The sequence below is a fragment of the Microbulbifer halophilus genome, from assembly GCF_026183675.1.
GTDB lineage: Bacteria > Pseudomonadota > Gammaproteobacteria > Pseudomonadales > Cellvibrionaceae > Microbulbifer > Microbulbifer halophilus.
The window spans coordinates 183,990-208,331 of sequence record NZ_JAPIVK010000001.1; the positions used below are offsets into that span (position 1 = coordinate 183,990).

A 24,342-nucleotide genomic window follows, 5' to 3' on the forward strand; every position below is an offset into this window, starting at 1 on the left:
TCAGCCGTAGTCGCCCACGTCTGGTGTGTGTTCCCGGTATTCGAAGAACCCGAAATCCGCCGGCCGACACCTGCCGGACGCATCCTGGCAGGCCATGCCGACAAAGGCGCCGGTAAAACTCTTGCCCTCGCCGCGGCCGGCTTCGTCGGAAATCAACGAGTAATCCAGGCAGACGTCTATGTGCTGCCAGTCCTCCCCGTTCAGGGACCAGGAGAAAAAGAGCTTTTCAAAAGCTACCTCCGCGCGCAGGTAGAGGACACGGCCCTTCGGCAGGGGAATTTCCTTTGCGCCTTCGTGTGGATAGTTCAGGTTCCACTGCTGCTGCCCTTCGCAGCTCAGGATGGCGAGATGCTTTTCTCGGGCCTCGTTGCAGCTCACGTGCAAGTAGTGAAACTTGTGCGCGTTGTAGTAGCAGACCAGGCCGGCCGACTGCTGGAAGCTGTCCGGCTCGAATTCCATTTTGGTGGTGGCGGTGAAGCAAAAGGCCTGTTGCCGCCGCCCCACCAGTGCCTGCGTGAACCAGGAGCCGATGGATTCGTGCCCGTACAGGCGCAGGTAACCGGGTCTGTCTTTCAGTGAGAAGACGGATTCGTCCCGGGGAATACGCAGCCACTGGAAATCCAGCGGCAGGTTGCCGCCATCGAAAGTGGTTCTGGCCGGGGTTTCCGGCCAGGGGTGCGGCGGCAGGTCCGGCGGGTCGACGTCCCGATCGGGGTCGGTGCCGCCGTTGTCGAGGCGCAGCCAGCCATCGTCGTTCCAGTAGGCCTTTTGAATCGCGGTTTCCCGCCCCAGCGGGCAGCGGCGCTGATCCGCGCCGCCGTGCAGGGACAGGGGGCGGCCGCACAGGTGCACGATATAGACCTCGCCGTGCCGGGTTTCCACCCAGTCGCCGTGGCCGGCGCGTTGCAGCGGCAGTTGCGGGTCATCCTTCGCCGTCACGATATGTTTGATCGGGTCCAGCTCGTAGGGACCGGTGAGATTTTTCGAGCGCGCCATGGTAATGGCGTGGTCGTAGCCGGTGCCGCCCTCGGCGGTCATCAGGTAGTAGTAGCCGTTGCGCCGGTAGAGGTGCGGCGCCTCGGTCAGGCGCAGATCCGTGCCCCCGAAAATATTGCGCGCGGGGCCGACCAGTTTCTTTTCTTTCGGGGAATATTCCTGCAACAGTATGCCGTTGAAGGAGTGGCGGCCCGGGCGGATATCCCACTGCATGTTGACCAGCCACTTGCGACCGTCGTCGTCGTGGAACAGGGAGGGGTCGAAGCCGCTGCTGTTGAGCGGCACCGGGTCGGACCAGCGACCGTCTATGGTGGCGCAAGTGGTGAGGTAATTGTGGCTGTCCTTGAAGGAACCCTCGTGGCGCTTTACGTCGGTGTACACCAACCAGAAAAGGCCATCGCAGTAGGACAGGCAGGGCGCCCAGATACCGCCGGAGTCCGGGTTGCCGCGCATATCCAGCAGTTCGGCGCGGTCCAGCGGGCGCGCGACCAGGCGCCAGTGCACCAGGTCCCGGGAGTGGTGGATCTGTACCCCGGGATACCACTCGAAGGTGGAGGTGGCGATATAGAAATCATCGCCGGCACGCACTATGGAGGGATCCGGATTGAAACCGGGCAGAATCGGGTTTGTGATCTTGCTGTTCATAGCGTACTGGAAGACGGAACGGGTTGGGACAAATCACCGGCCGGAAGCGACTCCTGCCAGCCGCGGTTCAGTTTGTAAAAATGCAGACAGACGATCACCAGCGCTCCCGCAATGACGGAGCTGCCGGCAAAGGCGAAGACAATGCCGAACAGCGCCGGCCCGCTCTGTTCCACATTTGCCTGGTAACCGAAGAAAGCCAGCACCCAGCCGGTGAGGCCACCGCCGATGGAGTTGCCCAGTTTGAGGGCGAACAGCTGGCCGGCAAAAAACATGGCCATGGCCCCCTTGCCTACCGTTTTCACTCCGTAATCCACCGTATCGGGCACCGCGGAAAACAGCAGCGGCACGAACATCATGTGGAAATAGTTGGACAACATGGCCAGGGACAGCGACGGCAGCAGCCATTCCCGCGGTACCAGGAACACGAGAGCATTGGTGACGATGGTGCCGCACAGGGCCAGCTTCATCACCTTCACCTTGCACAGCCCTTTCACCAGCCAGCCGGCGGTGAGGGCGCCGGCGACACCGGCGAGCATGGTCAGCCCCATAAACAGTGACAACAGGTTGGCGGTGTCGGCGAAGAAACCGCTCATATTGTTGATCAGGTAGTAATCCACGAAATAGGGCTTGGCCGCACTCTGCATGGCACCGCGGATCATGATGATCAGGGTCGCCAGGGCGACGAGCAGCCACTGGGAATTGCTGAACATGGCCTTCAGGTCGGCGGTGGGACTGACTTTCGGCGCGCTGTCGTCCGGCTGTATGCGCTCGCGGGTCAGCGCAAAACAGCCCAGGAAGCAGAGCACGGCGATGACCGCCATCACCGCCATGGCCAGGGGGAAGCCCAGTTGCGGGTTGTCGCCACCCAGCAGCGCCGCCAGCGGGAATATGGAAGTGGTCACCAGAAAGCCGCCCATCATGGCCATGGCGAAACGGTAGGTCTGCAGGTTGGCTCGCTCCTCGCTGTCCGCCGTCATCACCCCGCCCAGGGCCGAATAGGAAATATTCACGGCGGTGTAGGCGCTCATCAGCAGGGCATAGCTGATATAGGCGTAAACCAGCTTGGTGCCGGCATCGGAACCGGGGGTGATAAAGGCGGCCACGGCGAGCAGCCCGTAGGGAACCGCCACCCACAGCATCCAGGGCCGGTAGCGGCCGTGCCTGGAACGGGTGCGATCGGCAATGGCCCCCATGATGGGATCGGTCACCGCATCGAACAGCCGCACCACCAGCATCAGGGTGCCGGCAGCGGCGGCGGTGATGCCGTAGACGTCGGTGTAGAAATACAGCAGGACGTTGATCACCGCCTGGAAGACGATATTGCTGGCGGTGTCGCCGAGACCGTAGCCCAGCTTCTCTTTGCGGCTCAGTGGGGCAGGCTTCACGGGGGGCTTCCTTCTTGTTTTTATCGCAGGAATGTTACCGCTAACAAAAGAAGCCTATAGAGGCGGTTCGAGGCCGTCAAGAAAAAGGCACCGTACCGCCGGAATCAATCCTGAAACAACAACTCCAGCGGATAGCCGGTAAACGGCTTGGTCTTTTCGATCACCAGGTGGGAGGTCATGCGGGAAATGGCCGCCTCCTCGTTCGCCAGCAGTTGCTCGGAAACGCGGTTGAAATCCGCTGCGTCCGGGCAGACGAAGCGCAGCATATAGTCGAATTCACCGGACATTTTCACGCAGGAGACGATCTGGGGAATATCGTTGATGGCGCGGCGGAAATTTTCGCTGGTGCGCGCATCCTGGCGCTTCAGGGCCACGTTGACGTAGAACTCGGCGTGGCGCACCTTGTCCAGGTTTACTTCGGCGAGAAACTCGCGCACATAGCGCTCGCTGGTGAGGCGTTTGACCCGCGCCAGGCAGGCGCTCTCGGACAGGCCTATCTGTTCACTCAGGTTCAGGTTGCTGATGCGCGCATTGGTCTGCAGCGCCTCCAGAATTTTCAGGTTGTGGCGATCTATTTTCACGCGGTTGTTCTTCTACCAGGGGATTCTGTGCCAAAGAGGAAGGATAGCGGCATTCGCCGGGGATCGAAACTGCCCCCACCCAACCGGTCGCCGTCATTCCAGCGAAGAGCCTGTGCTGGAATTGATCCAGTACCGGAATCCAGCCCCCGGGGGCTCTGGATTCCGGCATCCGCCGGAATGACGATTTGGGAGATTCAAGGGGCAGTCAGCCCGCCTGGCGGCTCCCGCTGGCAACGAAGCGCTCGATGCGGTCCAGCGCGCGGGCGAGTTCGCCCTCCTCCGCCGCCAGGGTCAGGCGCACGTGGTTTCTGGCGCTGGGGCCGAAGGGCGCGCCCGGCAGCACCGACACGCGCTCGGCGTCCAGCAGCGCCTCGGCGAAGGCTTCGCCGCAGTTTCCATCTTTCGAGTGGGCCACCGCAGACACATCCACCATCACGAACATACCCGCATCCGGGGAGGTGCAATTGAGACCGGGGATATTGTTGATGCGCTCGACGATCAGGTCGCGACGCTTCTGGTAGGCGGAGCGCATCTCCTCGACAAAATAGGTGTCGAATTCCAGCGCAAAGGCGGCGGCCTCCTGGATAAACTGCGGGCAACCGAAGATGGTGGCGCCGGCAAACTTTGCCAGCCGCTCCACCAGCGGCCCCTGGGCCACGGCCCAGCCCAGGCGCCAGCCGCTCATGGCGTGGGATTTGGACAGGCCGTCGATCACCACCACATTGTCCAGGTGTTCCGCGGCACTGCGCAGGGAAGTGTGGCGGCGGGCGAAAGTGATCATCGAGTACATCTCGTCGCAGATCAGCCAGATACCGCGCTCGCGGCAGTAGGCGGCCAGCTCGCGCAACTGCTCCGGGGTGGCCATGGCGCCGGTGGGATTGACCGGGGTGTTGACCATCACCGCGCGGGTGTCTTCGCCGATGGCGGCCTTGATGTCGTCGACGTCGAAGGCGAAATCGTTGTCCGCCGGGCAGGCGACCTTCTTCATGTTCAGGCGCAGTGCATCGCAGATGGGCACATAGCCGATATACATGGGCTCCGGGATCAGCAGTTCCTCGCCGGGGTTCAGCAGGCAGGCGAGCACCGCGTAGATGGCGTTGGTGCCGCCGGGGAACACCACCACGTCGTCGGCGCTGCAGGGGTGCGGCGAGACCTTGCTCTCGATATCGGCGATGGCGCGGCGCAGTACCGGTTCGCCGGCATCCGGGGAGTAGTGGGTACGCCCCACGCCGAGGCGCGCGCGGGTGTAATCGAGAATCGGTTCCGGGGTGTCGAAGTTGGGGTCACCGACACAGAGGAAAATCACATCCTCGCCCTTGTCGGCCAGCTCGTGGGCGCGATCGCTGACGGCCCAGACATTGGCATCGTCCTTGTTCAGGGCTTCACTCAGTTCGCTGAATCGGGGGTTGTACTGCGTCACGGTCTTTTACTGCTCGGGTTGTCTTCGATCCCCCTACGGTAACAACCGGGCGGGTAATCGTTGCCGCGATCGGGGCGGTGTTTTCGCATTCGGGGGGCTTTTAAGAGGGGATTGCCGCAGAAAATTCGGCGGCCGTTCGGCCCCCTCTCCCCCGGCCCCTCTCCCGGCGGGAGAGGGGAGCGCCGTAGGGTACGCAGTGCGCACTGCCCGGGTCCCGACAGAATCAAAACCGGTAATTCAGGTTCAGCCCGCCGACGGTGTCGTCCGCCCCCACCTGGATATTGCCGCTCACCTGGAACTTGTCGGTCAGGTTCAGGCCCACCAGGGCGCCGGCACCGTTCTGGAAGAAGCCGGCGTTGCGGCTGTCGTAGGCGGCCATCCGGGCGCTGTTGCCGCGGATGGATTTGAGGCCGATCCCCACGGTGTCCGTTTCGTCGCCGTCGTTGGCCTCGAACCAGACCTCGCCGAACCAGCGCCACTCGGCATTCTCCGGCGCGTTGTAGAAGAAGCCGGCGCGGTAGCGCCAGTACTCGCGGCTCTGGTGGTGCACCCGCAGGCCGATGGGGTCCAGGTTCCTGCCATTGCTGCCGACGTAGGTCAGGTCCCCGTGGGTATCCTCGCGGAAACCGGACGCGGAGACATCGGTCCAGGCCGCCGACACGAACGGGCCCAGCTGGCAGGGCAGCGCGGGCGCCGTATCGTAACCGGCGCGGGCAAAGAGACTCACGGCCTCGCCGTCGGTATCCCCGGTGATTCGGCGCGAGAAGTGGGGCCCCAGTTGAATGCGGCGGTCCACCTCGTAGTAGTCGATATCGGAATAGGTGACACCGCCGTCGACGAAGAAGCGCTCGTTGTCCCAGCGCGCCAAACCGCTCAGGTTCCAGCTGTCCGCCTGCAGCCACAGGTCCTCCGGCTGGTATTCGGAGCCCGCATAGGAAAGCGCCAGCGCCCATTCGAAATCATCGGTGGCGGCGAAGCTGAAGCCGAAGAAACCATCCCAACTGTCGCCCCGCTCGCCGGGGGCCGGGCCCTGTCCCAGGTCGTTGCGGGACCAGGCGGCACCGAAAAATACCGTGGTGGTCGGGTCGCGGAAGCGCTGCGCCACCAGGTGGTGATCGATGTTCGACTGGTGACTGCGGGTGTTCTCATAGCCGAGATCCGGCAGTATCGCGAAGCCCACCGGTGCCGCGAGCACGGAATAGTAGTAGTCGCCCAGCAGTTCCCCGGCGGCCAGGGTCGGGTGGACACCGTCGTTGAAAAACAACTGATCGGAGTCCGGGGCGCTGCCGCTCTCGCTGTAGACCGGATCCGGGTTGGCACACTCGCCGGCGGCGTAGCAGGTGGCGGCCTGGTCGATATCGGCAAAGCCGAACAGGCCCGGGCGGTCCAGCGCCAGGGCGCCCAGGCCCTCGGTATCGAGGATCAGCACATTGCCGACGCGATTCAGCTGGCGGCGCAGGGATTCGTTGAACAGGGTCGTGCCGGTATTGCCGGCGCTGACCGCGGCCGGCCCCAGATCGTTCATCAGCGGCGTATTGCCCACCCGCGGCGCATTGGACACGGCAACGAAGCGCGCGCCCGCACTGCGCAGTGCCGCCGCGGCAGTGGCGAGAAATCCCGCCGAGCGCTCCATGCTCCCCGGCGAAACGGTGCCGGCCAGAACGCCGGCAATGATGTCGTTGCCACCGCCGTTCAGGTAGTAGAGCGAGTCGCGGTCGACCCGGTTCTGCGTCAGATAGCCCTGCCCGGTGGCGAAAGGCACGCCGGTCAAGGTAATACTGTTGCCCGGATCATCCACCAGCGCCTGCAGCGCCGCCGGATCGTCAAATGCGGCGGTCGCCAGCGCCACGTCCGCCGGTGACGGGTAGGGGCTCTCGCCGGCGGAGGGGTCGCAGACGCCGTCCGCGCCGCAGCGGCTGGAATCCGGCAGCACCGTGGTCAGGGTATTGTGGTCGGCAACGGTGGTGTTGGGGGCCAGCTCGCGAAAGCGCTGTGGCCCCACCACATCGAGCAGTACATCGGCGGCGCGGTTGCCGCCCACGGCCCAGTTGCTGCCGTTGGCCAGCACCGAGCCGGCAATCTGCTGCAGTTGCTGCTCGGCCGTGCCCGCCGCCGGCGCACAGGGAATGGCGCCGCCACTGGCCGGGCCCAGGCCGGAACAGGAAGGCAGCAGGGGGGACACGCCGAAACTCTGCGCGGTGAATTCGATCGCCGGCTGCATCGGCAGGATGCCGTCGGGATCGCTGCTGGTGAAAATGCCGGCATTGCCGCCGTCCGACAGGCTGTCACCGAAGACGACGATATTGTCGTAGAGATCCGGGGTGAAGTTGTCGGCCTGTGCGCTGGATACGGCGGCGAGAGCCACTGCCGCGGCGATGGATCTGACGGGAAACCCCATGGCGCACTCCTTTGCGTCGTTTGCGATGGGGCAAGTATAGACATGCCTGCGGCACAGGCCCGCAGCCTGGATCACAGCGCCGGAAACCGAGGTCAAGCTCCCCTCTCCTCGACCGGTGAGGGGACTGGCATGGGGCCCGGGAGGGCTCGGTGGGTTAATTTGCCTCAAGCGCTTCCGACATGGCTCCCCTCTCCCTAACCCTCTCCCGGCGGGAGAGGGGATTGGTATGGGGCCCGGGAGGGCTCGGTGGGCTGATTTGCCCCCGGCGTTTCCGACATGGCTCCCCTCTCCCTAACCCTCTCCCGGCGGGAGAGGGGATTGGTATGGGGCCCGGGAGGGCTCGGTGGGCTGATTTGCCCCCGGCGTTTCCGACATGGCTCCCCTCACCCTAACCCTCACCCCGCGGGAGAGCGGACTGGTATCGGGCGTGGGAGAGCTCGGTGGGCTGATTTGCCCCCGGCGTTTCCGACCTGGCTCCCCTCTCCCTACCCCTCGCCCGGCGGGAGAGGGGATTGGGATGGGGCCCGGGAGGGCTCGGTGGGCTGAGTTGCCCCCGGCGTTTCCGACATGGCTCCCCTCACCCTAACCCTCACCCCGCGGGAGAGCGGACTGGTATCGGGCGTGGGAGAGCTCGGTGGGCTGATTTGCCCCCGGCGTTTCCGACATGGCTCCCCTCTCCCTCCGGGAGAGGGGCCGGGGGAGAGGGGAGCGGATGCGCCCGGGAAGTTCGCTCACCCCACCCTACTCCCACTTTTGCGCCCGGTAGGCCCGCACCCGGGCAAGGAACTCCTCGCGCCGGGGCCGCTCCTCCAGTTGCCAGGCCTCCTCCACCGGCAGCGCCGGAAACAGCTCGCGCAGCCGCTCGGCGAACAAGCCGGCGCCGTGGGCCTGCGCTTGCGGGTCGCCGGGCCGGTAGCGCGGCGTCGAGTGCAGCCCGCAACTGGGGGATTTCTGCATAAAGATGAATCCCCCCAACCGCGCCACCTGCGGCGCCACCCGCTCGGCGTATTCCCGCAGTTGCCGGGTCACATCCAGGTGCGGATCCCCGACACCCTGTGCGCGCGGCCCGCCGTCGCTCGCTACCAGGTGGATCGGCGGCCTGGGCACCCCCATACCGATGGCCACTTCCGGGCAGAAGGGCAGATAGTCGAAGTATTTCGACAGGGCTTCGGTACAGACCCGGCTGAGCTTGTGGCCACCGTTGTAGCGCACCGGCGCGCCCAGCAGGCACTGGCTGATGCCGACGGGAATTTTGCGGGGAGATAGCATGGTGTGATCACACTGCAAGATTGTTGCATCGCCTGTATACCGGCCACAGAATGTTTCATCAACCCCACGGGATAGCAGTGACTTCTCTGCGAAGTCCTCGCCACACCGGTATAATGATCGGCCTTTGTGGCACCCGGTTAATAAGCACAGGCCCTACATGATCCCAGCACTGCGCGAAGTCGACGAAGTTCAGGCGCTCTACCTGCAGTATCTGCAGGCCCTCAAGGAAGCCGGTTTTCGCGGCGATCTCAGCCCCAGCTACGCCAGCCGCACGGTACTGGCCACGGACAACTCCATCTACCAGGTGCTGCCACAGGCGGTGGCCTACCCCCGCGATGCCCACGATCTGCAGTTGCTGGCGGAGCTGGCGGATCGGGAGGAGTTTCACAAAGTGGTGCTGTCGCCCCGCGGCGGTGGCACCGGCACCAACGGCCAGTCGCTGACCGACGGTATCGTCGTCGACATCTCCCGGCATATGAACCGAATCCTCGAGATCAACGCCGAGGAGCGCTGGGTGCGGGTACAGGCCGGTGTCGTCAAGGACCAGTTGAACGCGGCGCTGAAGCCCCACGGCCTGTTTTTCGCACCGGAACTCTCCACCAGCAACCGCGCCACCATCGGCGGCATGATCAATACCGACGCCTCCGGCCAGGGCTCCTGCGTCTACGGCAAGACCCGCGACCACGTGCTGGAGCTGTCCACGGTATTGCTGGGCGGCGAGCTGTGGCAATCGGCCCCTGTGTCCGACGAGCGGCTGGGCGAGATCACTGCCCGCGAAAACCGCGCCGGCCGGGTGCACCGCATCTGCGACGAAATCGCCCGCGGCAAAGCGGAGCTGATCGAGCGGAAATTCCCCAAGCTGAACCGCTGCCTGACCGGCTACGACCTGGCCCACCTGCGCCAGGACGACCGCTTCGACCTGAACAGCGTGCTCTGCGGCTCCGAGGGCACCCTCGGCTTTATCGCCGAGGCGAAGCTGAATGTGCTGCCGATTCCCAAATATGCAGCGCTGGTGAACCTGAAGTACGACCACTTCCAGGATGCCCTGCGCGACGCCGAGGACCTGATGAACGCCGGCCCCACCTCCATCGAAACCGTCGACAGCAAGGTGCTGGGCCTGGCGATGGAGGATATCGTCTGGCACAGCGTCAGCGAGTTTTTCCCGAGCGACGAGCGCCCGGTCAAGGGCATCAACCTGGTGGAGTACACCGCCGAGTCCGAGGAGGAACTGGAGCGGCTGCTGGCAAAATTCACCGGCCGTATCGACGCGGCCATCGGCCAGCCCGGCAAGAGCTTCGGCTACACCATCGCCCGCGGCCACGCCCAGGTGAACCGCATCTGGGGTATGCGCAAGCGCGCCGTGGGGCTGCTGGGCAATGTGGAGGGAGAGAAGCGGCCCATCCCGTTTGTGGAGGACACCGCCGTGCCGCCGGAACACCTCGCGGACTTTATCGCCGAATTCCGCGCGGTGCTGGACGAAGCCGGGCTGGAATACGGCATGTTCGGCCACGTGGACGCCGGCGTACTGCACGTGCGCCCGGCCATCGACATGAAGGATCCCGGACAGGCGGCACAGATACGCCCGATCACCGACAGGGTGGTGGCGCTGACGCAGAAGTACCGCGGCCTGCTGTGGGGCGAGCACGGCAAGGGCGTGCGCTCCGAGTACGCGCCGGAATTCTTCGGCGAGCTCTACCCGGAACTGCAGAAGATCAAGGCCGCCTTCGACCCGCGCAACCAGCTCAATCCCGGCAAGATCGCCACCCCCAGCAAGATCTCCCCGCTGCTGAAGATCGACGCCGTGCCCACCCGCGGCGAGCGCGACCGGCAGATCCCGGCGCAGGTCTGGGACGGCTACAGCGAGGGCGTGCACTGCAACGGCAACGGCGCCTGCTTCAACTGGAATCCGGACGACGCCATGTGCCCGTCCTACAAGGCCACCCGCGAGCGCATCCACTCCCCCAAAGGCCGCGCCACGCTGATGAAGGAGTGGCTGCGGCTGCTGTCCGCGCGCGACGTGGACGCGGTGGCCAGCGCGCGCAAATTCCGCGAGCAGTCCTTCCTGGTGACCCTGCCCGGGCGCCTCAAGAACTCCCTGGCCAAGGCCCGCGGCGAATACGACTTCAACCACGAGGTCAACGAGGCCATGCAGGGCTGCCTGGGCTGCAAGTCCTGCGTCGGCCAGTGCCCGGTGAAGGTGGACGTGCCCGAGTTCCGCAGCAAGTTCCTCGAGCTCTACTACAGCCGCTACCTGCGGCCACTGAAGGACTATTTCATCGGCGGGCTGGAATTCGTCATGCCGCAGCTGTCCCGCTGGCCGCAACTGTACAATTTCCCCCTGCGCCTGAAGCCGGTGCGCTGGCTGCTGGAACGGGGCCTGGGGCTGGCCGACAGCCCGCGGCTGTCGCGCAAGACCCTGGCCGCCACCATGGACGAACTGGGCGTGCCCTACGCCAGCCGCGCCTGCCTGGAAGCGATGGGCCCCGAGCAACGGGGCCGCGCCGTGATCCTGGTGCAGGATGCCTTCACCAGCTACTTCGATGCCGAAGTGGTGGGCGACGCGCTGCGGCTGCTGAAGAAGCTCGACTTCCACCCGCTGGTGGCGCCTTTCAAGGCCAATGGCAAGCCCCTGCACGTACACGGCTTCCTGCGCCAGTTCGAGCGGGTGGCGGGAACCAACAGCGCCATGCTGAACGACCTGGCGGCCAGCGGTGTACCACTGGTGGGCGTGGACCCGTCCATGACCCTGACCTACCGCGCCGAATACCGGAAACTGCTGGGCGACAGGGCACCGCGGGTACAACTGCTGCAGGAATGGCTGGCGGGCCAGCGGGACCACCTGCAACAGCAGCGCAGCCGCCTGGAACCCGCCAGCTTCCGCCTGCTACCCCACTGCAGCGAACAGACCAACGCCGCCGCCTCGCTGAAAGACTGGCGCGACATATTCGATGCCCTGGGGCTGGAACTGCACAGCGAGAGCCTCGGCTGCTGCGGCATGGCCGGCACCTACGGCCACGAGACCGCCCACCGGGAGACCTCGCGGGTGGTGTTCCAGCAATCCTGGGCGCCGCACCTGACCGGCGACACCGCCGACCTGCTCGCCAGCGGCTACTCCTGCCGCTGCCAGTCCCGGCGTTTCGCGGGTGTGACCCTGCGCCACCCGTTGCAGGGAGTGCTGGCACAACTGCGGGTTGGGGGGTGATACTGGGGGGGACTCGGTACTCTCAGTAGGGTGCGCCGTGCGCACCGCCCGCTCGCACCGTCACAACACAGGAAGGGCCGATGTATACCACCCTGACCAGATTGCTGCTCTGCACGGCGCTCCTCGCGCCGGGCGCCGCATTGGCGGAGCCCGCGCAGCAGTTGGTGGCCGAGGCGGAGCAGCGGGCCCTGGAAGGGGATTTCGACAGCGCCCTGCCCCTGTACGAGAAGGCCATCGCCGCGCTGGATACGGAACCGCGGCGCCAACAGGCACTGCGCTATCGCTACGGCATGGTGCTGAACGCCCTCGGCGGGCGGGCGCGCCCGGAACTCTACCCGCTGGCGCGGGCCCAGTTCGAGGCGGTGCTGGACTACCTGGACGGCGGCGCCGACCCGGAACAGGCCCCTTCCTTCGAGCACTCGCCCGCCCGGGTGCGCTCCGCACTGGCCCACACCTACCACCAACAGGCCGCCAGCGAGGGGGACACCGGCCGGCGGACACACCTGCTCCGCAACGCCTACCTGCTCTACAGCGGCGCCGCACGCGGCCTGTCACAGCGGCAGGAGTGGCACAACCTGTCCATCACCTACTTCAACCTGGGCCAGGTGTGCGAATGGCAGGGCAACCTGGAAGAGGCCATCGAATGGCTGGAGAAAGCCGTGGAACTGGACGCGCGGCACGGTTTCGCCGACCTGGAGGAAGACCGCGCTTACCTGACCGCCCTCCGCGAGCAGGTGAATCCCCCGGCGAGCATCTCCGCAACCGCCCTCTGATCGCTGCCGATTTGCCGCTGCCCATCGCCATAAATCGCGACAGCCCCTCCGAATCGACAGATTTTCCCGCAAAAGCCCCACCAGAACCCGGAAGTCACAAATAATTTAATCGCAAAATTTTGCTTCGGATGCCACCGATAGGAGCGTCATCCTGCATAGAAATTAACCATCCCTTAGCATGACATCGCTATCGTCCAATGCCCGGGCAAAGCAATCAGATACTACGACTCTCCGATATTTTTGGTCATCAATTTAGAGAAACTTTATTTGTGGAAATTTTATTTCCTGCCACACCTCCAATTCCGGGAAATTTTGCCAGGCTTCCACAAAAACCCGTCAATCCGTACGGCTATTAGGCAGATAGACAGAACGTATTGATTTGCCATCACCAAACCGTAATATAGCGACTGTCGATCAAATATTGATCAGTTATTCCTAAAGTCATTTTAGGATTCCGCCTGTCTCCGTCGACAGGCGACTGTTTGAATCCTGGAGGTATCGGGACATGATGAAACAGACTCTGCGCAACACAGCATTTTTTGTGATGGCCATCCTCGCAATCGCAGTCAGCATGAACGTAACTGCCGCGAGCAAGAAAACCATGACCGTCGACGCCACCGCGTACAACTCCGTACCGGGCCAGACAGACGACGACCCGTGGGTAGCGGCCTGGAACAACCGCCTGCGCCCGGGTCAGAAGGTCATCGCCGTGTCCCGCGACCTGGAAAAGCACGGTCTGACCAACGGTGCCAAGGTGAAGATCGAAGGCCTGCCGGGCACCTACACCGTGCGCGACCGCATGAACAAGCGCTTTAAAAACCGCATTGACGTGTGGATGGAGAAGGACATCAAGAAAGCGCGCAAGTGGGGCAAGAAGAAGCTGAAGATCATCTGGGGCCACAAGAAGTAACCCGACCTCCAGCGGCAAAACAACCACATTATGAGAACCGCGGCCTCACCGCGGCCCTCCACGCCCCGCCTCCCCCGGCGGGGCTTTTTTTTGCTCAAACCCCGGAGGTCGGATACGCCCCTCAACCTTTGGTATCAGGGCTCCGTCTCCGCCGCAATTCCCGGCAGCTCCTTACACCGCTCGTTTTCGATGTAGTAGACACTGGGCTGGCGGTTTTCGTTGTAGCGGTGCTCCAGGCCATCCTCGCCGAGTACGATCAGGTACTCGGATTTCACCCAGCCGCTGTCCTCCCGATATTCGCTCAGCCACAGCAGCGCCGGCCGGTTTTCGTAACAGCGGCCGTAGAACATGCGGGTCTTTTCCACCAGTTCCTTGCTCTGGTAGTCCACATACTTGCCGGGGTAGGTATAGCGCTCGGTTGTGGATACACCCTCTTCTCCGCCGTTGTCGGGCGGGGCAATCCGGTGGATGTAGATGGAGGTGTTCTCGTCGCAGTCGATACAACTGCGCCCGGCCACAATGGCGTAGCCGTCCAGTTCGGATACCAGTCTGGCTTCCGCCAGGTCGGTATGCAGAACCCGCTGGTCAGACAGCTGGAGGGTTTCCGCCACCGCGAACAGCGGCAACAGGAAGAGAAGGGGAAAAATAGAAACCGCTTTCATCGGCAAGGTAATCGCCACTGGACCAGTGGGCGCCGCCGGAGACAACTTTCCGTACTGACTCCGGGCGACACCGTGATTGGGTAGTGCTGTCACACTGTCGCGATTCCCTTCTCCTTAAACCATAGCAGGAAAATCGCGTTTGGCCCGGCCTTCGATGATCCCCGGAAAGCGTGGACGGATTACCCGCTTTCGTCCGTCTCCTGCACCGGCCCCACAAACGTCTCGATCCCCTCTTCGCTCAGGGCATCCAGGGCCTCGTCCAGAGCTTCTTCCTCGGACTCGAAGGCGTCCTCCCACAGGGTGGAATTGTCGTCTTCGTCGATGATTTCCAGCAGCCAGCCGCCTTCATCGTCCTCGTAGATATCGATCTCCACGATGAGGTCACCCTCGCGGTAGGTCCGGCTCAACTCAGACTGTCTGGGAACGAACTCTTCTGCCATCGGGTTAGCCTCGCTGTGGCTGTTGGGGAAGGTGGTGTGGTGTCCCATACCGGTGCCGAACTGTGACAACTTGCGACGCACCGGTCAATCGATTTCGCTCCGGCGGCGGCGCGGAGACCGCTGTCCCGGAACGGCTACTGACTGATAAATGTACGACAATCTCCGCCATCTGAGATAAAATACGCGGCGATTTTTGATGATATCCACTTCGAAACCCCGGATACCGCAACTACTTGCCCCGGATTTACGCTCCGGCATGCAAAAGAGGCTTTCCTGTGAACCGACACCCGAACCAGACCGTCGTCTGCGCGCTCTACAAATTCGTCACCCTGGACGATTTCGAATCCCTGCGCGCCCCCCTGCTCGAGGTAATGCTCGAACAACGTGTACGCGGCACCCTGCTGCTGGCCCGCGAGGGCATCAACGGCACCGTGGCCGGCAGCCGCGAGGGAATCGATACCCTGCTCCAGTGGCTCAGGCGCGACCCGCGCCTGGCAACGCTGGACTGCAAGGAATCCTATACCGATATCGCGCCTTTCCGCCGCAGCAAAGTGAAGCTGAAGCGCGAGATTGTCACCATGGGTGTGGAGGGCATAGATCCGCGCCGCAGCGTGGGCACCTATGTCAGGCCGGAGGACTGGAATGCGCTGATCAGCGACCCGGAGGTCCTGCTGATCGACACCCGCAACGACTACGAAGTCCAGGTGGGCAGCTTCCGCAATGCGCTCAACCCGACGACCGAAAGCTTCCGCGAATTCCCGCAGTATGTGCGCGACAACCTGGATCCGGCCAGGCACAAAAAGGTGGCCATGTTCTGTACCGGCGGTATCCGCTGTGAAAAATCCACCGCCTACCTGAAGGAGCAGGGCTTCGACGAGGTCTACCACCTGCAGGGCGGCATCCTCAAATACCTGGAGGAAGTGCCGAAGGAAGAAACCCTCTGGGACGGCGAGTGCTTCGTGTTCGACGACCGGGTGACCGTGAACCACGACCTGGAACGCGGCAACTACGACCAGTGCAACGCCTGCCGCATGCCGGTGACCAAAGAGGAAAAACAGTCGCCGCTATTCGAGCAGGGCGTGAGCTGCCCCCACTGCTACGACAGGGTCAGCGACGCGGATCGCGCGCGCTTTCGCGAGCGGGAAAAACAGATCCAGCTGGCGAAACAGCGCGGCGAGGCCCATATCGGCCACGACGCCAGGGAAACCACCGCCGCGCGCCGACGACAGAAGCGCGAAGAGCGCGGGCGCCAGGCACAGAACGGCTGATCTCAGCCAGTGACCGGCCTGCGTTCACGCAACCAGTCCAGCGCTTCGGACTCCACCAGAAACTGGCGCGCATTGGGTAAATGCCTTGTAACCAGGCCGGACACCAGCGCCGTTGCGCTGTAGTCGTGGCGGTGCAAAATGGCAATGTGCGCCTTCTGCAATACGGGGTCGTCGCATACAAACCCGGCCAACTGCCGCTGCTCCTCTGGAGTCAGGGCGGCTTCCTGTTGGCGCAGATCCACCAGCAGGCGCAGCGGGCTGTGGTGATGATATTTTTCCGTCACCTGCTGCGCCGCTGCAATCCGCTCGACCAGCCCCAGCCGGCCGGCGAACACAACCCGCACAATGCGCCCGTCGGGAATGTACTTGATGCTGAAGTAAGGAGACATACGGACTTCCCGGAAGATTGCAGGCACGGGCCTTTTGGCGCGAATTTCCCCCTACAATACCTCCGGAACATTTTCCTAAAAAGCGTCGGCTTCAGGAAAATTACACCCGTGTGACCCACCTCTCACACCACTTCTATTTCCGGGCTGTCGTCTCCGGCCTCCAGCCAGATCTGCGCCGCCGCCCGCCGTGCGATCTCGCGGTAGTGGCCCGCAATCTCGCCGTCCGGGTCCGCCACCACACTGGGTTTGCCGCCGTCGGTGTCCTCCCGGATCGACAGCGCCAGCGGCAATTGGCCCAGTAAGCGCGTCTCGTACCCGGCGGCGATCCGCTCGCCACCGCCGCTGCCGAAGATGGCCTCGGTGTGGCCACAGTTGGAGCAGGTATGCAGGGCCATGTTCTCGACGATGCCCAGCACCGGCACCGATACCTTGCGGAACATCTCCACGCCCTTGATCGCATCCTTCAGCGCCAGATCCTGGGGCGTGGTGACGATCACCGCACCGGCCAGCGTCGCTTTCTGCGCCAATGTCAGCTGGATATCGCCGGTGCCCGGGGGCATATCCACGATCAGGTAATCCAGCTCGTCGCCGTCGTCGCACCAGAGGGTCTGGGTCAGGATCTGGTTGAGGGCACCGCTGGCCATGGGGCCGCGCCACACCGCGGGCGTTTCCTCGGTCATCAGGTAGCCCAGGGACATGGTCTTGAGACCCTGCGCCGGCACCGGCAGGAAGAACTTCTGTTCCTTCACCTCCGGGCGCACCGCCTCGGTACCCAGCATGGTGGGCAGGCTGGGTCCGTAGATGTCGGCATCCAGCAGGCCCACACTGGCGCCCTCGGCCGCCAGCGCCAGGGCCAGGTTCACCGCAGTGGTGGACTTGCCCACGCCGCCCTTGCCGGAGGCCACGGCGACGATATTCTTCACCCCGCGCAGCGGCTCCGGTACATCGGCCGCCGGCGTCTGGGTGATTTCACTGAACAGCTCGAACTGCAGGTGGGCCTCGCCCAGCGGACCGCCCTTCAGGGTGGGCAGGCAGGCCTCGCGCACCCGCGCCTCCCAGTCGTCCCGCTGGCTGGCACAGGGATAGCCGAGGGTCAGGCCCACCAATACGGTGTCCCCCTCGAAGCCCACTTCTATCTCCGCATCCAGTTCGTCCAATTCCAGCCCGGTGGCCGGATCGTGCAACTGCCCCAGGCACTCCGCCAGCCGCTCCAGCTCCGCCTGCGCGGCTTCCGACAGATGTTCGTGTTCGTGATCGCTCACTTCCTGCCCCTCATTTAGCGAATACTCGATGGGCGGCATTGTGGGGGATGACCGCCACCAACGCCAGCCGCGGCACAGCGCCCCTCTCTGTGCAAGCAGACCCCCGGGGCCGATTAACCCTCGGCGTTTCCGACATAGCGCCCCTCTCCCACCGGGAGAGGGGCCGGGGGAGAGGGCTGCGATAGGGCCCGGTGGATTCTTCGGCCCCGATGTTGGACTTCGCGAAGCTCAGTCCAACCTACACACAGCACCGGCGCCCACCGGGAGAGGGGAAGAAGCAACCCCCCAAATCTGCTATATTCGCCGGTCTTTTAACGGCGGCCGCAATCCCGCGGCCGAAACCCTTCAGCCGATGGAAGAACCGATGTCAGAATCGCGCAACATCCTCGTTACCAGCGCACTCCCCTACGCCAATGGCTCCCTGCACCTGGGCCATATCCTGGAATATATCCAGACCGACATCTGGGCGCGTTTCCAGCGCGCGCGCGGCCACAACTGCCTGTACATGTGCGCCGACGACGCCCACGGCACCGCCATCATGCTGAAGGCCGAACAACTGGGCCTGACACCCGAACAACACATCGCCAACATGAAGGCGGAACACCAGCGGGACTTCGCCGACTTCCTGATCGGCGTCGACAACTACCACTCGACCCACTCGGACGAGAACCGCGAGCTGTCGGCGATGATCTACGAGCGCCTGCGCGACAACGGCCATATCGCCTCGCGCACCATCACCCAGGCGTTCGACCCGGAAAAGGAACTCTTCCTCGCCGACCGCTATATCAAGGGCACCTGCCCGCGCTGCAAGACGCCGGACCAGTACGGCGACAACTGCGAAGCCTGCGGCGCCACCTACAGCCCCACGGAACTGATCGACCCGGTATCCGCCATCTCCGGCGCCACGCCCCTCGAAAAGGAATCCGAGCACTTCTTCTTCACCCTGCCGGCCTTCACCGACTTCCTGAAGGACTGGACCCGCGCGGGCCACCTGCAGGATGAAGTGGCCAACAAACTCTCCGAGTGGCTGGACGAGGGCCTGCAGGAGTGGGATATCTCCCGCGACGCCCCCTACTTCGGCTTCGAAATCCCGGACGCGCCGGGCAAGTTTTTCTACGTCTGGCTGGACGCGCCCATCGGCTATATGGCCAGCCTGAAAAACTACTGCGACAACAACGGCCTGGACTGGCAGGACTACTGGAAAAAAGACAGCGATGCCGAGGTGTATCACTTTATCGGCAAGGATATCGTCAACTTCCACGCCCTCTTCTGGCCGGCGATGCTCGACTCCGCGGATTTCCGCACACCGAACCAGGTCTGCGTGCACGGCTTCCTCACCGTGAACGGCAAGAAGATGTCCAAGTCCCGCGGCACCTTCATCAATGCCCGCAACTATCTCGACCACCTGCACCCGGAATACCTGCGCTACTACTTCGCCGCCAAACTGACCGACGGCGTCGACGACCTGGACCTGAACCTGGACGACTTTATCGCGCGCGTAAACTCCGACCTGGTGGGCAAGGTGGTGAATATCGCCTCGCGCACCGCCAAGTTCGTGAGCAAGGCCGGCGGCGAGCTGGCGGGCGAACTCGCCGACGAACAACTGTGGCAGCAGTTTGTCGACGCCGCCCCCCGCATCGCCGAGCTCTACGAGAGCCGCGAATACGCCCGCGCCATGCGCGACATCATGGCGCTGGCCGACGCCGCCAACGCCTGGATCGCCGACAAGGCCCCCTGGACGCTCGCCAAGGAGGAAGGCCGGGAAGCCGAAGTGCTGGCCATCTGCTCCCAGGGCGTGAACATGTTCCGCGCACTGATGACCTGGCTGGCGCCGGTGCTGCCGGAAACCGCGGAAAAGGCCGAGACCTTCCTGGGCGCAGAGCTGGACTGGCAAACCGCCACCACCCCGCTGGCCGGGCACAAGATCAACAAGTTCAAGCCGCTGATGCAGCGCATCGACCAAAAACAGGTAGACGCGGTGCTGGAAGCGGCAAAAGAATCCCTGGCCCAGCTACAGGCGGAAACCGCCGGCGCGGCCAAGACCGGCCCGCTCGCGGACGACCCCATCGCCGACGAAATCCAGTTCGACGACTTCGCCAAGGTGGACCTGCGCATCGCGCGGATTGCCGGGGCCGAATACGTAGAGGGCGCCGGCAAACTGCTGAAACTGACCCTCGACCTGGGCGGCGAGACCCGCCAGGTATTCGCCGGCATCAAGAGCGCCTACAAACCCGAGGACCTGGAAGGCAAACACACCGTCATGGTCGCCAACCTGGCGCCGCGCAAAATGCGCTTCGGCGTCAGCGAAGGCATGGTCCTCGCCGCCGGCCCCGGCGGCAAGGACCTGTGGATCCTGGAACCCCACGAGGGCGCCCAGCCGGGCATGCGAGTGATGTGATCGTAGGGTGCGCCATCCCTGGCGGCCTCGCACCACCGGCATCGCCCCCCTCCTGGGAACGCCGAGCCCCAGCTCGGCAAGCGGACCGCAGGTCCGCCCGCCGGCGGGAGCCAGGTTCCCGAAAGTCTTGCCCATCGAAACATCAAAAAAAGGAATCCGACAAATGCACGGCGTATTCCTCGATACCCTCACCATGAAACCGGAGGAACTCGACACCTCCGCCCTGGAAAGCACCCTGGACCACTGGGATTTCTTCGAAACCACCGCACCGGCGGAAACCGCCCAACGCATCGCCGATGCCGACGTGGTGCTCACCAACAAAGTGGTCCTCGACCGCCAGCTGATCGAAAACGCCCGCAAGCTGAAGCTGATCTGCATCTGCGCCACCGGCACCAACAATATCGACCTGCGGGCGGCGGAGGAAAAAGGCATTGCGGTCAAAAACGTCGCCGGCTACACCGGCAGCTCCCTGTCCCAGCACACCATCGCCCTGCTGCTCGCCCTCGCCACCCGCTGGCACCAGTACAACGCGGATGTAAAACGCGGCCGCTGGAGCCAGTCGCCGGTTTTCTGCCGGCTGGACTACCCGGTGATGGAACTGGCGGGCAAGAAGCTCGGCGTCATCGGCTACGGCGACCTGGGGCAGAAAGTCGCGCTCCTGGCCGAAGCGCTGGGCATGAAAGTACTGATAGCGGAATCCTTCACCGGCGAGAAAAAGCCCGGCCGAATGCCACTGGCAGAGCTGCTGTCGGAGGCCGACGCCATCAGCCTTCACTGCCCGCTCACAGAGCAGACCGACAAACTGGTCGACGCCGACTTTCTCGCGGCGCTGAAACCCGGCAGCTTCCTGATCAATACCGCCCGCGGCGGCCTGGTGGACGAGCCGGCCCTCGCCGATGCGCTGAGAAGCGGCCACCTCGGCGGTGCCGCGCTGGACGTACTGAGCCAGGAGCCACCCCCCGCAGACCACCCGCTGCTGGCGGACGACATTCCCAACCTGGTCATCACGCCCCACAACGCCTGGATCAGCCGCGAGAGCCGCCAGCGGCTGCTGGACGGCGTGGTCGACAATATCCGCGAATGGAAAAAAAGGTAGGAGCCTGCCCCGCAGGCGATCGCCGACACTACCGCCCCGCTCCCATCGAACTTCGTGTCAATGCGCAAACCCCACACTAACATGCGCAGAAACCCCGGATGTCCGAACGAGGAGAACTCCATGGCTACCGCAAAATCCCCCCAGCACAACTCAGGCCGGGAAAAACTGCAGCAGGCCTATCACCTGGCCGGCGAGGCGGCACACGACACCGCAGAAAACCTGAGAACCCGCGCCAAGACCTCGGTGAAGAGCAACCGGAAACGCGCCGCCGATGTGGCCGAAAAAGCGGAATCCTCCATCAGGGAACACCCGACCCTCAGCGTTGGCTGTGCCTTCGCCGCGGGGTGGCTGATCGCCAGGCTGATGAAGTAAGTAATCCGTTGCCGACAGGGAACCCGATTCATGGCGCGACCAACCGAGTCTTCCGAAGACCCGGCTGCGCAGCACCGCAGCCGGGACGAATTGCCACCGCGGGATGAAAGCAGCAATGAAGAAAACACCCTGGAGCGGGCCCAGGCGACACTGACACTCGCCACTGCCTGGCTTGCCAACCTGCAGTCACTGGCGCAGCTGGAATTCAGCCGCACGCTGGTCGCCGGCAAACGGATTCTGGCCCTGCAGTTACTGCTGTTGCCACTGGCGCTCGCCCTGGTGCTGAGCCTGTGCGGCGGTGCCGGCCTGCTGGGTTACTATTTTTCCCAGTCGATTTACGTCGGCTTCGCCGTTTTCGTGCTGGTGCAGCTTCTGATTGTGGCCGGGATACTGCTCTACCACCGCAGGCTGAGCGCAATGCTGGGATTCCACGAAACCCGGCGGCAGGCAAAAGAGGCCATCAGCGATGTCTTTCAGTCAATTAAATAAGCAAATCGAAGACTGCAGCCGGGAGATGGAAAAACAGCGCCACTGTGTACAGACCCTGCTGGTCCGCCAGAAACGCGATATCGGCCAGCAGGCACAACGCATTCCACTGCCCGCCGCCATGGGTGCAGCGCTGGTCGGCGGTTTTCTCCTGCAGCGCTTTTTGCACACACCCACTTCCTCACAGATGCTGCGGCTCTTTCTGACCTGGCGGGCACTGTAATCCCCCCTTGACCGCAGCGCCGGCTCGGCTAGAGTTGTGGCAGCTTCAGCACCGATTTTGCGCCCGCCATGATCCCGAGCCCGCAGACAGCACCGCCGCCTCCGCGCGACTACCCCGACACCAGCGGGGAGGCCGCTGCGCAACTGGCCGACTTTATCCACCGCCACCCGCGCCTGACGGTCCTCACCGGCGCCGGCGTCAGTACCGATTCAGGCATTCCGGACTACCGCGACAGGGAAGGCGCCTGGAAACGCAAACAGCCGGTACAGCACCGGGATTTCATGGAGAGCCTGGCCACGCGCCAGCGCTACTGGGGCCGCAGCCTGGTGGGCTGGCCGGTCATGCAGCAGTCCAGGCCCAACCCGGCGCACCGCCTGCTGGCAGAACTGGAACGGCGACAACACACGGAGCTGCTGGTGACACAGAACGTGGACCGGCTGCACCAGCACGCCGGCAGCCGCCGCGTGCTCGACCTCCACGGCCGCGCCGACGAAGTGATCTGCATGGCCTGCGCCTACCGCTGCCAGCGCCAGGCGGTACACGACCGCTGCTACGCCCTGAACCCGGAATTCCGCCAACACCGGGCCACCACCGCACCCGACGGCGACGCCGACCTGGAAGTGGATTTCAGTGGCTTCCGCATCGCCGACTGCCCTCAGTGCAGCGGCATCCTCAAGCCGGACGTGGTCTTCTTCGGCGACAACGTGCCCAAAACCCGCGTCCAGCACGCTCTCGATGCACTGCAGGGCAGCGATGCGCTGCTGGTAGTCGGCTCCTCACTGATGGTGTATTCCGGCTTCCGCTTCTGCCGCTACGCACGGCAGTGGAACAAACCCATGGCCGCCCTGAACCTGGGGCGCACGCGCGCAGACGACCTGCTGGATCTCAAACTCAACACCCGCATCGGCGAAACCCTCGAGGCCACCCTGCCCCTCCTGTAGGAACCTGCTTGCAGGCGAAAAAACCGAGGCCCCGGCTCCTTCGCCTGCAAACACCGAGGATGGGCACAAATCGGCAGGATTGCCGATTTGGACGCCGAAGGCGCCCGCGAAGCGGGTGAGCGCCAGGGATGGCGCGAGTCCAAGCGCAGCGTGCCCATCAAACCCACAGGTATCGAGGCTCCTGCAACCAACTATTCCCTCTCCCCGCCAATCTTGTCCTCCGTGCGCTCCTCAAAATCATCCGCATCGTGCCGCTCCCGCAACTGCCCGGCGGGATCGCCCCAGGTGCGGTTCACCATCCGCCCGCGCTGCACGGCCGGCCGCGCGGCAATCTCCTCCACCCAGCGATTCACGTTCTTGTAGCTCTGCGCATCGAGAAACTCCGCCGCGTCGTAGGCCTCATTCCGCACCACGGCGCCATACCAGGGCCAGATCGCCATATCGGCAATGGTGTATTCACTGCCGGCCACATAGGGGTGTTCCGCCAATTGCCGGTCGAGCACATCCAACTGGCGCTTCACCTCCATGGTGTAGCGGTTGATCGGATACTCGTACTTCTCCGGCGCATAGGCATAGAAGTGCCCGAAGCCCCCGCCCAGAAAAGGCGCACTGCCCATCTGCCAGAAGAGCCAGTTCAGCGTCTCGGTGCGCTGCTCCGGCGTGTGCGGCAGGAAGGCACCGAACTTCTCCGCCAGGTACAGCAGGATGGAGCCGGACTCGAACACCCGGATCGGCGGCGCAGTGCTGTGATCCACCATGGCCGGAATCTTGGAGTTCGGGTTGATCTCCACAAAACCACTGGAGAACTGGTCCCCCTCGGTGATACGGATCAGGTGCGCATCGTACTCGGCTCCCTCCTGCCCCAGCGCCAGCAGCTCCTCCAGCATGATGGTCGCCTTCACGCCATTGGGCGTGGCCAGTGAATAGAGCTGAAGCGGATGCCTGCCCACCGGCAGCTCCCTTTCATGGGTGGGACCGGCGATGGGACGGTTGATACTGGCAAACTGGCCGCCGCTGTCGGCGTCCCATTTCCAGACTCGGGGCGGGGTGTAGGTATCGTCCGTCATAAATTGGCTCCGTATTTCAGTGGTAGCGTATTTCACACAAGGTATCGTCGCGCGCGACAGTGTCAAAGGGCTCGGCCGCTCAGGATAACCGCTGCATCGCAAACACGCCTCGCCGGATACTCCACCCTTATTGCCAATTTCCCCCAACCCCACAGCATC

The 24,342-nt window shown here is 63.9% G+C and carries 21 protein-coding genes; 9 read left to right on the forward strand and 12 right to left on the reverse strand.

Features of this window, described 5'->3' with window-relative positions:
- The 6 genes from OQE62_RS00755 to OQE62_RS00780 all read right to left on the reverse strand — a co-directional run bounded on the left by OQE62_RS00755 (position 1) and on the right by OQE62_RS00780 (position 8,694).
- Positions 1–1,641, reverse strand: a complete 1,641-nt coding sequence (locus tag OQE62_RS00755; protein ID WP_265720068.1) for a glycoside hydrolase family 43 protein — start codon at positions 1,639–1,641, stop codon at positions 1–3.
- A complete protein-coding gene (locus OQE62_RS00760) occupies positions 1,638–3,026 on the reverse strand; it encodes an MFS transporter (RefSeq protein WP_265720069.1) in 1,389 nt (462 codons plus the stop codon). The genes OQE62_RS00755 and OQE62_RS00760 overlap by 4 nt, the downstream gene beginning before the upstream one ends.
- Before the next feature lie 104 nt (positions 3,027–3,130).
- Positions 3,131–3,607, reverse strand: coding sequence for an Lrp/AsnC family transcriptional regulator (locus OQE62_RS00765; protein WP_265720070.1), 477 nt, complete (start codon positions 3,605–3,607; stop codon positions 3,131–3,133).
- A 205-nt stretch (positions 3,608–3,812) separates the two neighbouring features.
- A complete protein-coding gene (locus tag OQE62_RS00770) occupies positions 3,813–5,027 on the reverse strand; it encodes a pyridoxal phosphate-dependent aminotransferase (protein WP_265720071.1) in 1,215 nt (404 codons plus the stop codon).
- Between the two features lie 223 nt (positions 5,028–5,250).
- On the reverse strand, positions 5,251–7,425 hold the full coding sequence (locus tag OQE62_RS00775; RefSeq protein WP_265720072.1) for an autotransporter outer membrane beta-barrel domain-containing protein: 2,175 nt from the start codon (positions 7,423–7,425) through the stop codon (positions 5,251–5,253).
- A 741-nt stretch (positions 7,426–8,166) separates the two neighbouring features.
- Entirely contained in the window at positions 8,167–8,694 is a 528-nt protein-coding gene (locus tag OQE62_RS00780; RefSeq protein WP_265720073.1) for a DUF523 domain-containing protein, read from the reverse strand.
- A gap of 157 nt (positions 8,695–8,851) precedes the next feature.
- Between OQE62_RS00780 and ydiJ the strand changes: the two genes are divergently transcribed.
- The 3 genes from ydiJ to OQE62_RS00795 all read left to right on the forward strand — a co-directional run bounded on the left by ydiJ (position 8,852) and on the right by OQE62_RS00795 (position 13,579).
- Positions 8,852–11,896, forward strand: coding sequence for a D-2-hydroxyglutarate dehydrogenase YdiJ (gene ydiJ / locus OQE62_RS00785; protein ID WP_265720074.1), 3,045 nt, complete (start codon positions 8,852–8,854; stop codon positions 11,894–11,896).
- An 80-nt stretch (positions 11,897–11,976) separates the two neighbouring features.
- Positions 11,977–12,669 (forward strand): tetratricopeptide repeat protein, encoded by a 693-nt coding sequence (locus tag OQE62_RS00790; protein ID WP_265720075.1) that lies wholly within the window; start codon positions 11,977–11,979, stop codon positions 12,667–12,669.
- Positions 12,670–13,174: 505 nt separating this feature from the next.
- On the forward strand, positions 13,175–13,579 hold the full coding sequence (locus OQE62_RS00795) for a 3D domain-containing protein (RefSeq protein WP_265720076.1): 405 nt from the start codon (positions 13,175–13,177) through the stop codon (positions 13,577–13,579).
- Positions 13,580–13,713: 134 nt separating this feature from the next.
- Here OQE62_RS00795 and OQE62_RS00800 read toward each other — a convergent pair whose 3' ends face one another.
- Together OQE62_RS00800 and OQE62_RS00805 are read right to left on the reverse strand one after the other, a co-directional pair.
- Entirely contained in the window at positions 13,714–14,241 is a 528-nt protein-coding gene (locus OQE62_RS00800; protein WP_265720077.1) for a hypothetical protein, read from the reverse strand.
- Positions 14,242–14,420: 179 nt separating this feature from the next.
- A complete protein-coding gene (locus OQE62_RS00805) occupies positions 14,421–14,762 on the reverse strand; it encodes a hypothetical protein (protein WP_265720078.1) in 342 nt (113 codons plus the stop codon).
- A 194-nt stretch (positions 14,763–14,956) separates the two neighbouring features.
- Between OQE62_RS00805 and trhO the strand changes: the two genes are divergently transcribed.
- The gene (gene trhO / locus OQE62_RS00810) at positions 14,957–15,949 is read left to right on the forward strand and encodes an oxygen-dependent tRNA uridine(34) hydroxylase TrhO (protein ID WP_265720079.1); all 993 of its coding nucleotides are present in this window, start codon (positions 14,957–14,959) and stop codon (positions 15,947–15,949) included.
- Between the two features lie 2 nt (positions 15,950–15,951).
- Here trhO and OQE62_RS00815 read toward each other — a convergent pair whose 3' ends face one another.
- A complete protein-coding gene (locus OQE62_RS00815) occupies positions 15,952–16,338 on the reverse strand; it encodes a hypothetical protein (protein WP_265720080.1) in 387 nt (128 codons plus the stop codon).
- Positions 16,339–16,460: 122 nt separating this feature from the next.
- Complete coding sequence (apbC, locus tag OQE62_RS00820; protein ID WP_265720081.1) at positions 16,461–17,600, reverse strand: iron-sulfur cluster carrier protein ApbC; 1,140 nt, start codon at positions 17,598–17,600, stop codon at positions 16,461–16,463.
- Positions 17,601–17,964: 364 nt separating this feature from the next.
- On the opposite strand from apbC, the gene metG reads away from it, so the two are divergent.
- The 4 genes from metG to OQE62_RS00840 all read left to right on the forward strand — a co-directional run bounded on the left by metG (position 17,965) and on the right by OQE62_RS00840 (position 21,955).
- Positions 17,965–19,998, forward strand: coding sequence for a methionine--tRNA ligase (gene metG / locus OQE62_RS00825; protein ID WP_265720082.1), 2,034 nt, complete (start codon positions 17,965–17,967; stop codon positions 19,996–19,998).
- A gap of 163 nt (positions 19,999–20,161) precedes the next feature.
- A complete protein-coding gene (locus tag OQE62_RS00830; protein ID WP_265720083.1) occupies positions 20,162–21,094 on the forward strand; it encodes a D-2-hydroxyacid dehydrogenase in 933 nt (310 codons plus the stop codon).
- Positions 21,095–21,214: 120 nt separating this feature from the next.
- Positions 21,215–21,466: a hypothetical protein gene (locus OQE62_RS00835; protein ID WP_265720084.1), complete on the forward strand. Its 252-nt coding sequence runs from the start codon at positions 21,215–21,217 to the stop codon at positions 21,464–21,466.
- A gap of 30 nt (positions 21,467–21,496) precedes the next feature.
- On the forward strand, positions 21,497–21,955 hold the full coding sequence (locus OQE62_RS00840; protein ID WP_265720085.1) for a hypothetical protein: 459 nt from the start codon (positions 21,497–21,499) through the stop codon (positions 21,953–21,955).
- On the opposite strand, the gene OQE62_RS00845 is transcribed toward OQE62_RS00840, so the two are convergent.
- The gene (locus tag OQE62_RS00845) at positions 21,948–22,121 is read right to left on the reverse strand and encodes a hypothetical protein (protein WP_265720086.1); all 174 of its coding nucleotides are present in this window, start codon (positions 22,119–22,121) and stop codon (positions 21,948–21,950) included. The genes OQE62_RS00840 and OQE62_RS00845 overlap by 8 nt on opposite strands.
- A gap of 122 nt (positions 22,122–22,243) precedes the next feature.
- Between OQE62_RS00845 and OQE62_RS00850 the strand changes: the two genes are divergently transcribed.
- Positions 22,244–23,116 (forward strand): NAD-dependent protein deacetylase, encoded by an 873-nt coding sequence (locus tag OQE62_RS00850; RefSeq protein ID WP_265720087.1) that lies wholly within the window; start codon positions 22,244–22,246, stop codon positions 23,114–23,116.
- A 191-nt stretch (positions 23,117–23,307) separates the two neighbouring features.
- On the opposite strand, the gene yghU is transcribed toward OQE62_RS00850, so the two are convergent.
- On the reverse strand, positions 23,308–24,183 hold the full coding sequence (gene yghU, locus OQE62_RS00855) for a glutathione-dependent disulfide-bond oxidoreductase (protein ID WP_265720088.1): 876 nt from the start codon (positions 24,181–24,183) through the stop codon (positions 23,308–23,310).
- Positions 24,184–24,342 lie beyond the last annotated feature (159 nt).

Coding starts and splice junctions, on each gene's coding strand:
- OQE62_RS00755 (WP_265720068.1), bottom strand. CDS start 1,641: ATGAACAGCAAGATCACAAACCCGATTCTGCCCGGTTTCAATCCGGAT.
- OQE62_RS00775 (WP_265720072.1), bottom strand. CDS start 7,425: ATGGGGTTTCCCGTCAGATCCATCGCCGCGGCAGTGGCTCTCGCCGCC.
- OQE62_RS00780 (WP_265720073.1), bottom strand. CDS start 8,694: ATGCTATCTCCCCGCAAAATTCCCGTCGGCATCAGCCAGTGCCTGCTG.
- ydiJ (WP_265720074.1), top strand. CDS start 8,852: ATGATCCCAGCACTGCGCGAAGTCGACGAAGTTCAGGCGCTCTACCTG.
- OQE62_RS00790 (WP_265720075.1), top strand. CDS start 11,977: ATGTATACCACCCTGACCAGATTGCTGCTCTGCACGGCGCTCCTCGCG.
- OQE62_RS00795 (WP_265720076.1), top strand. CDS start 13,175: ATGATGAAACAGACTCTGCGCAACACAGCATTTTTTGTGATGGCCATC.
- OQE62_RS00800 (WP_265720077.1), bottom strand. CDS start 14,241: ATGAAAGCGGTTTCTATTTTTCCCCTTCTCTTCCTGTTGCCGCTGTTC.
- OQE62_RS00815 (WP_265720080.1), bottom strand. CDS start 16,338: ATGTCTCCTTACTTCAGCATCAAGTACATTCCCGACGGGCGCATTGTG.
- metG (WP_265720082.1), top strand. CDS start 17,965: ATGTCAGAATCGCGCAACATCCTCGTTACCAGCGCACTCCCCTACGCC.
- OQE62_RS00830 (WP_265720083.1), top strand. CDS start 20,162: ATGCACGGCGTATTCCTCGATACCCTCACCATGAAACCGGAGGAACTC.
- OQE62_RS00835 (WP_265720084.1), top strand. CDS start 21,215: ATGGCTACCGCAAAATCCCCCCAGCACAACTCAGGCCGGGAAAAACTG.
- OQE62_RS00840 (WP_265720085.1), top strand. CDS start 21,497: ATGGCGCGACCAACCGAGTCTTCCGAAGACCCGGCTGCGCAGCACCGC.
- OQE62_RS00850 (WP_265720087.1), top strand. CDS start 22,244: ATGATCCCGAGCCCGCAGACAGCACCGCCGCCTCCGCGCGACTACCCC.
- yghU (WP_265720088.1), bottom strand. CDS start 24,183: ATGACGGACGATACCTACACCCCGCCCCGAGTCTGGAAATGGGACGCC.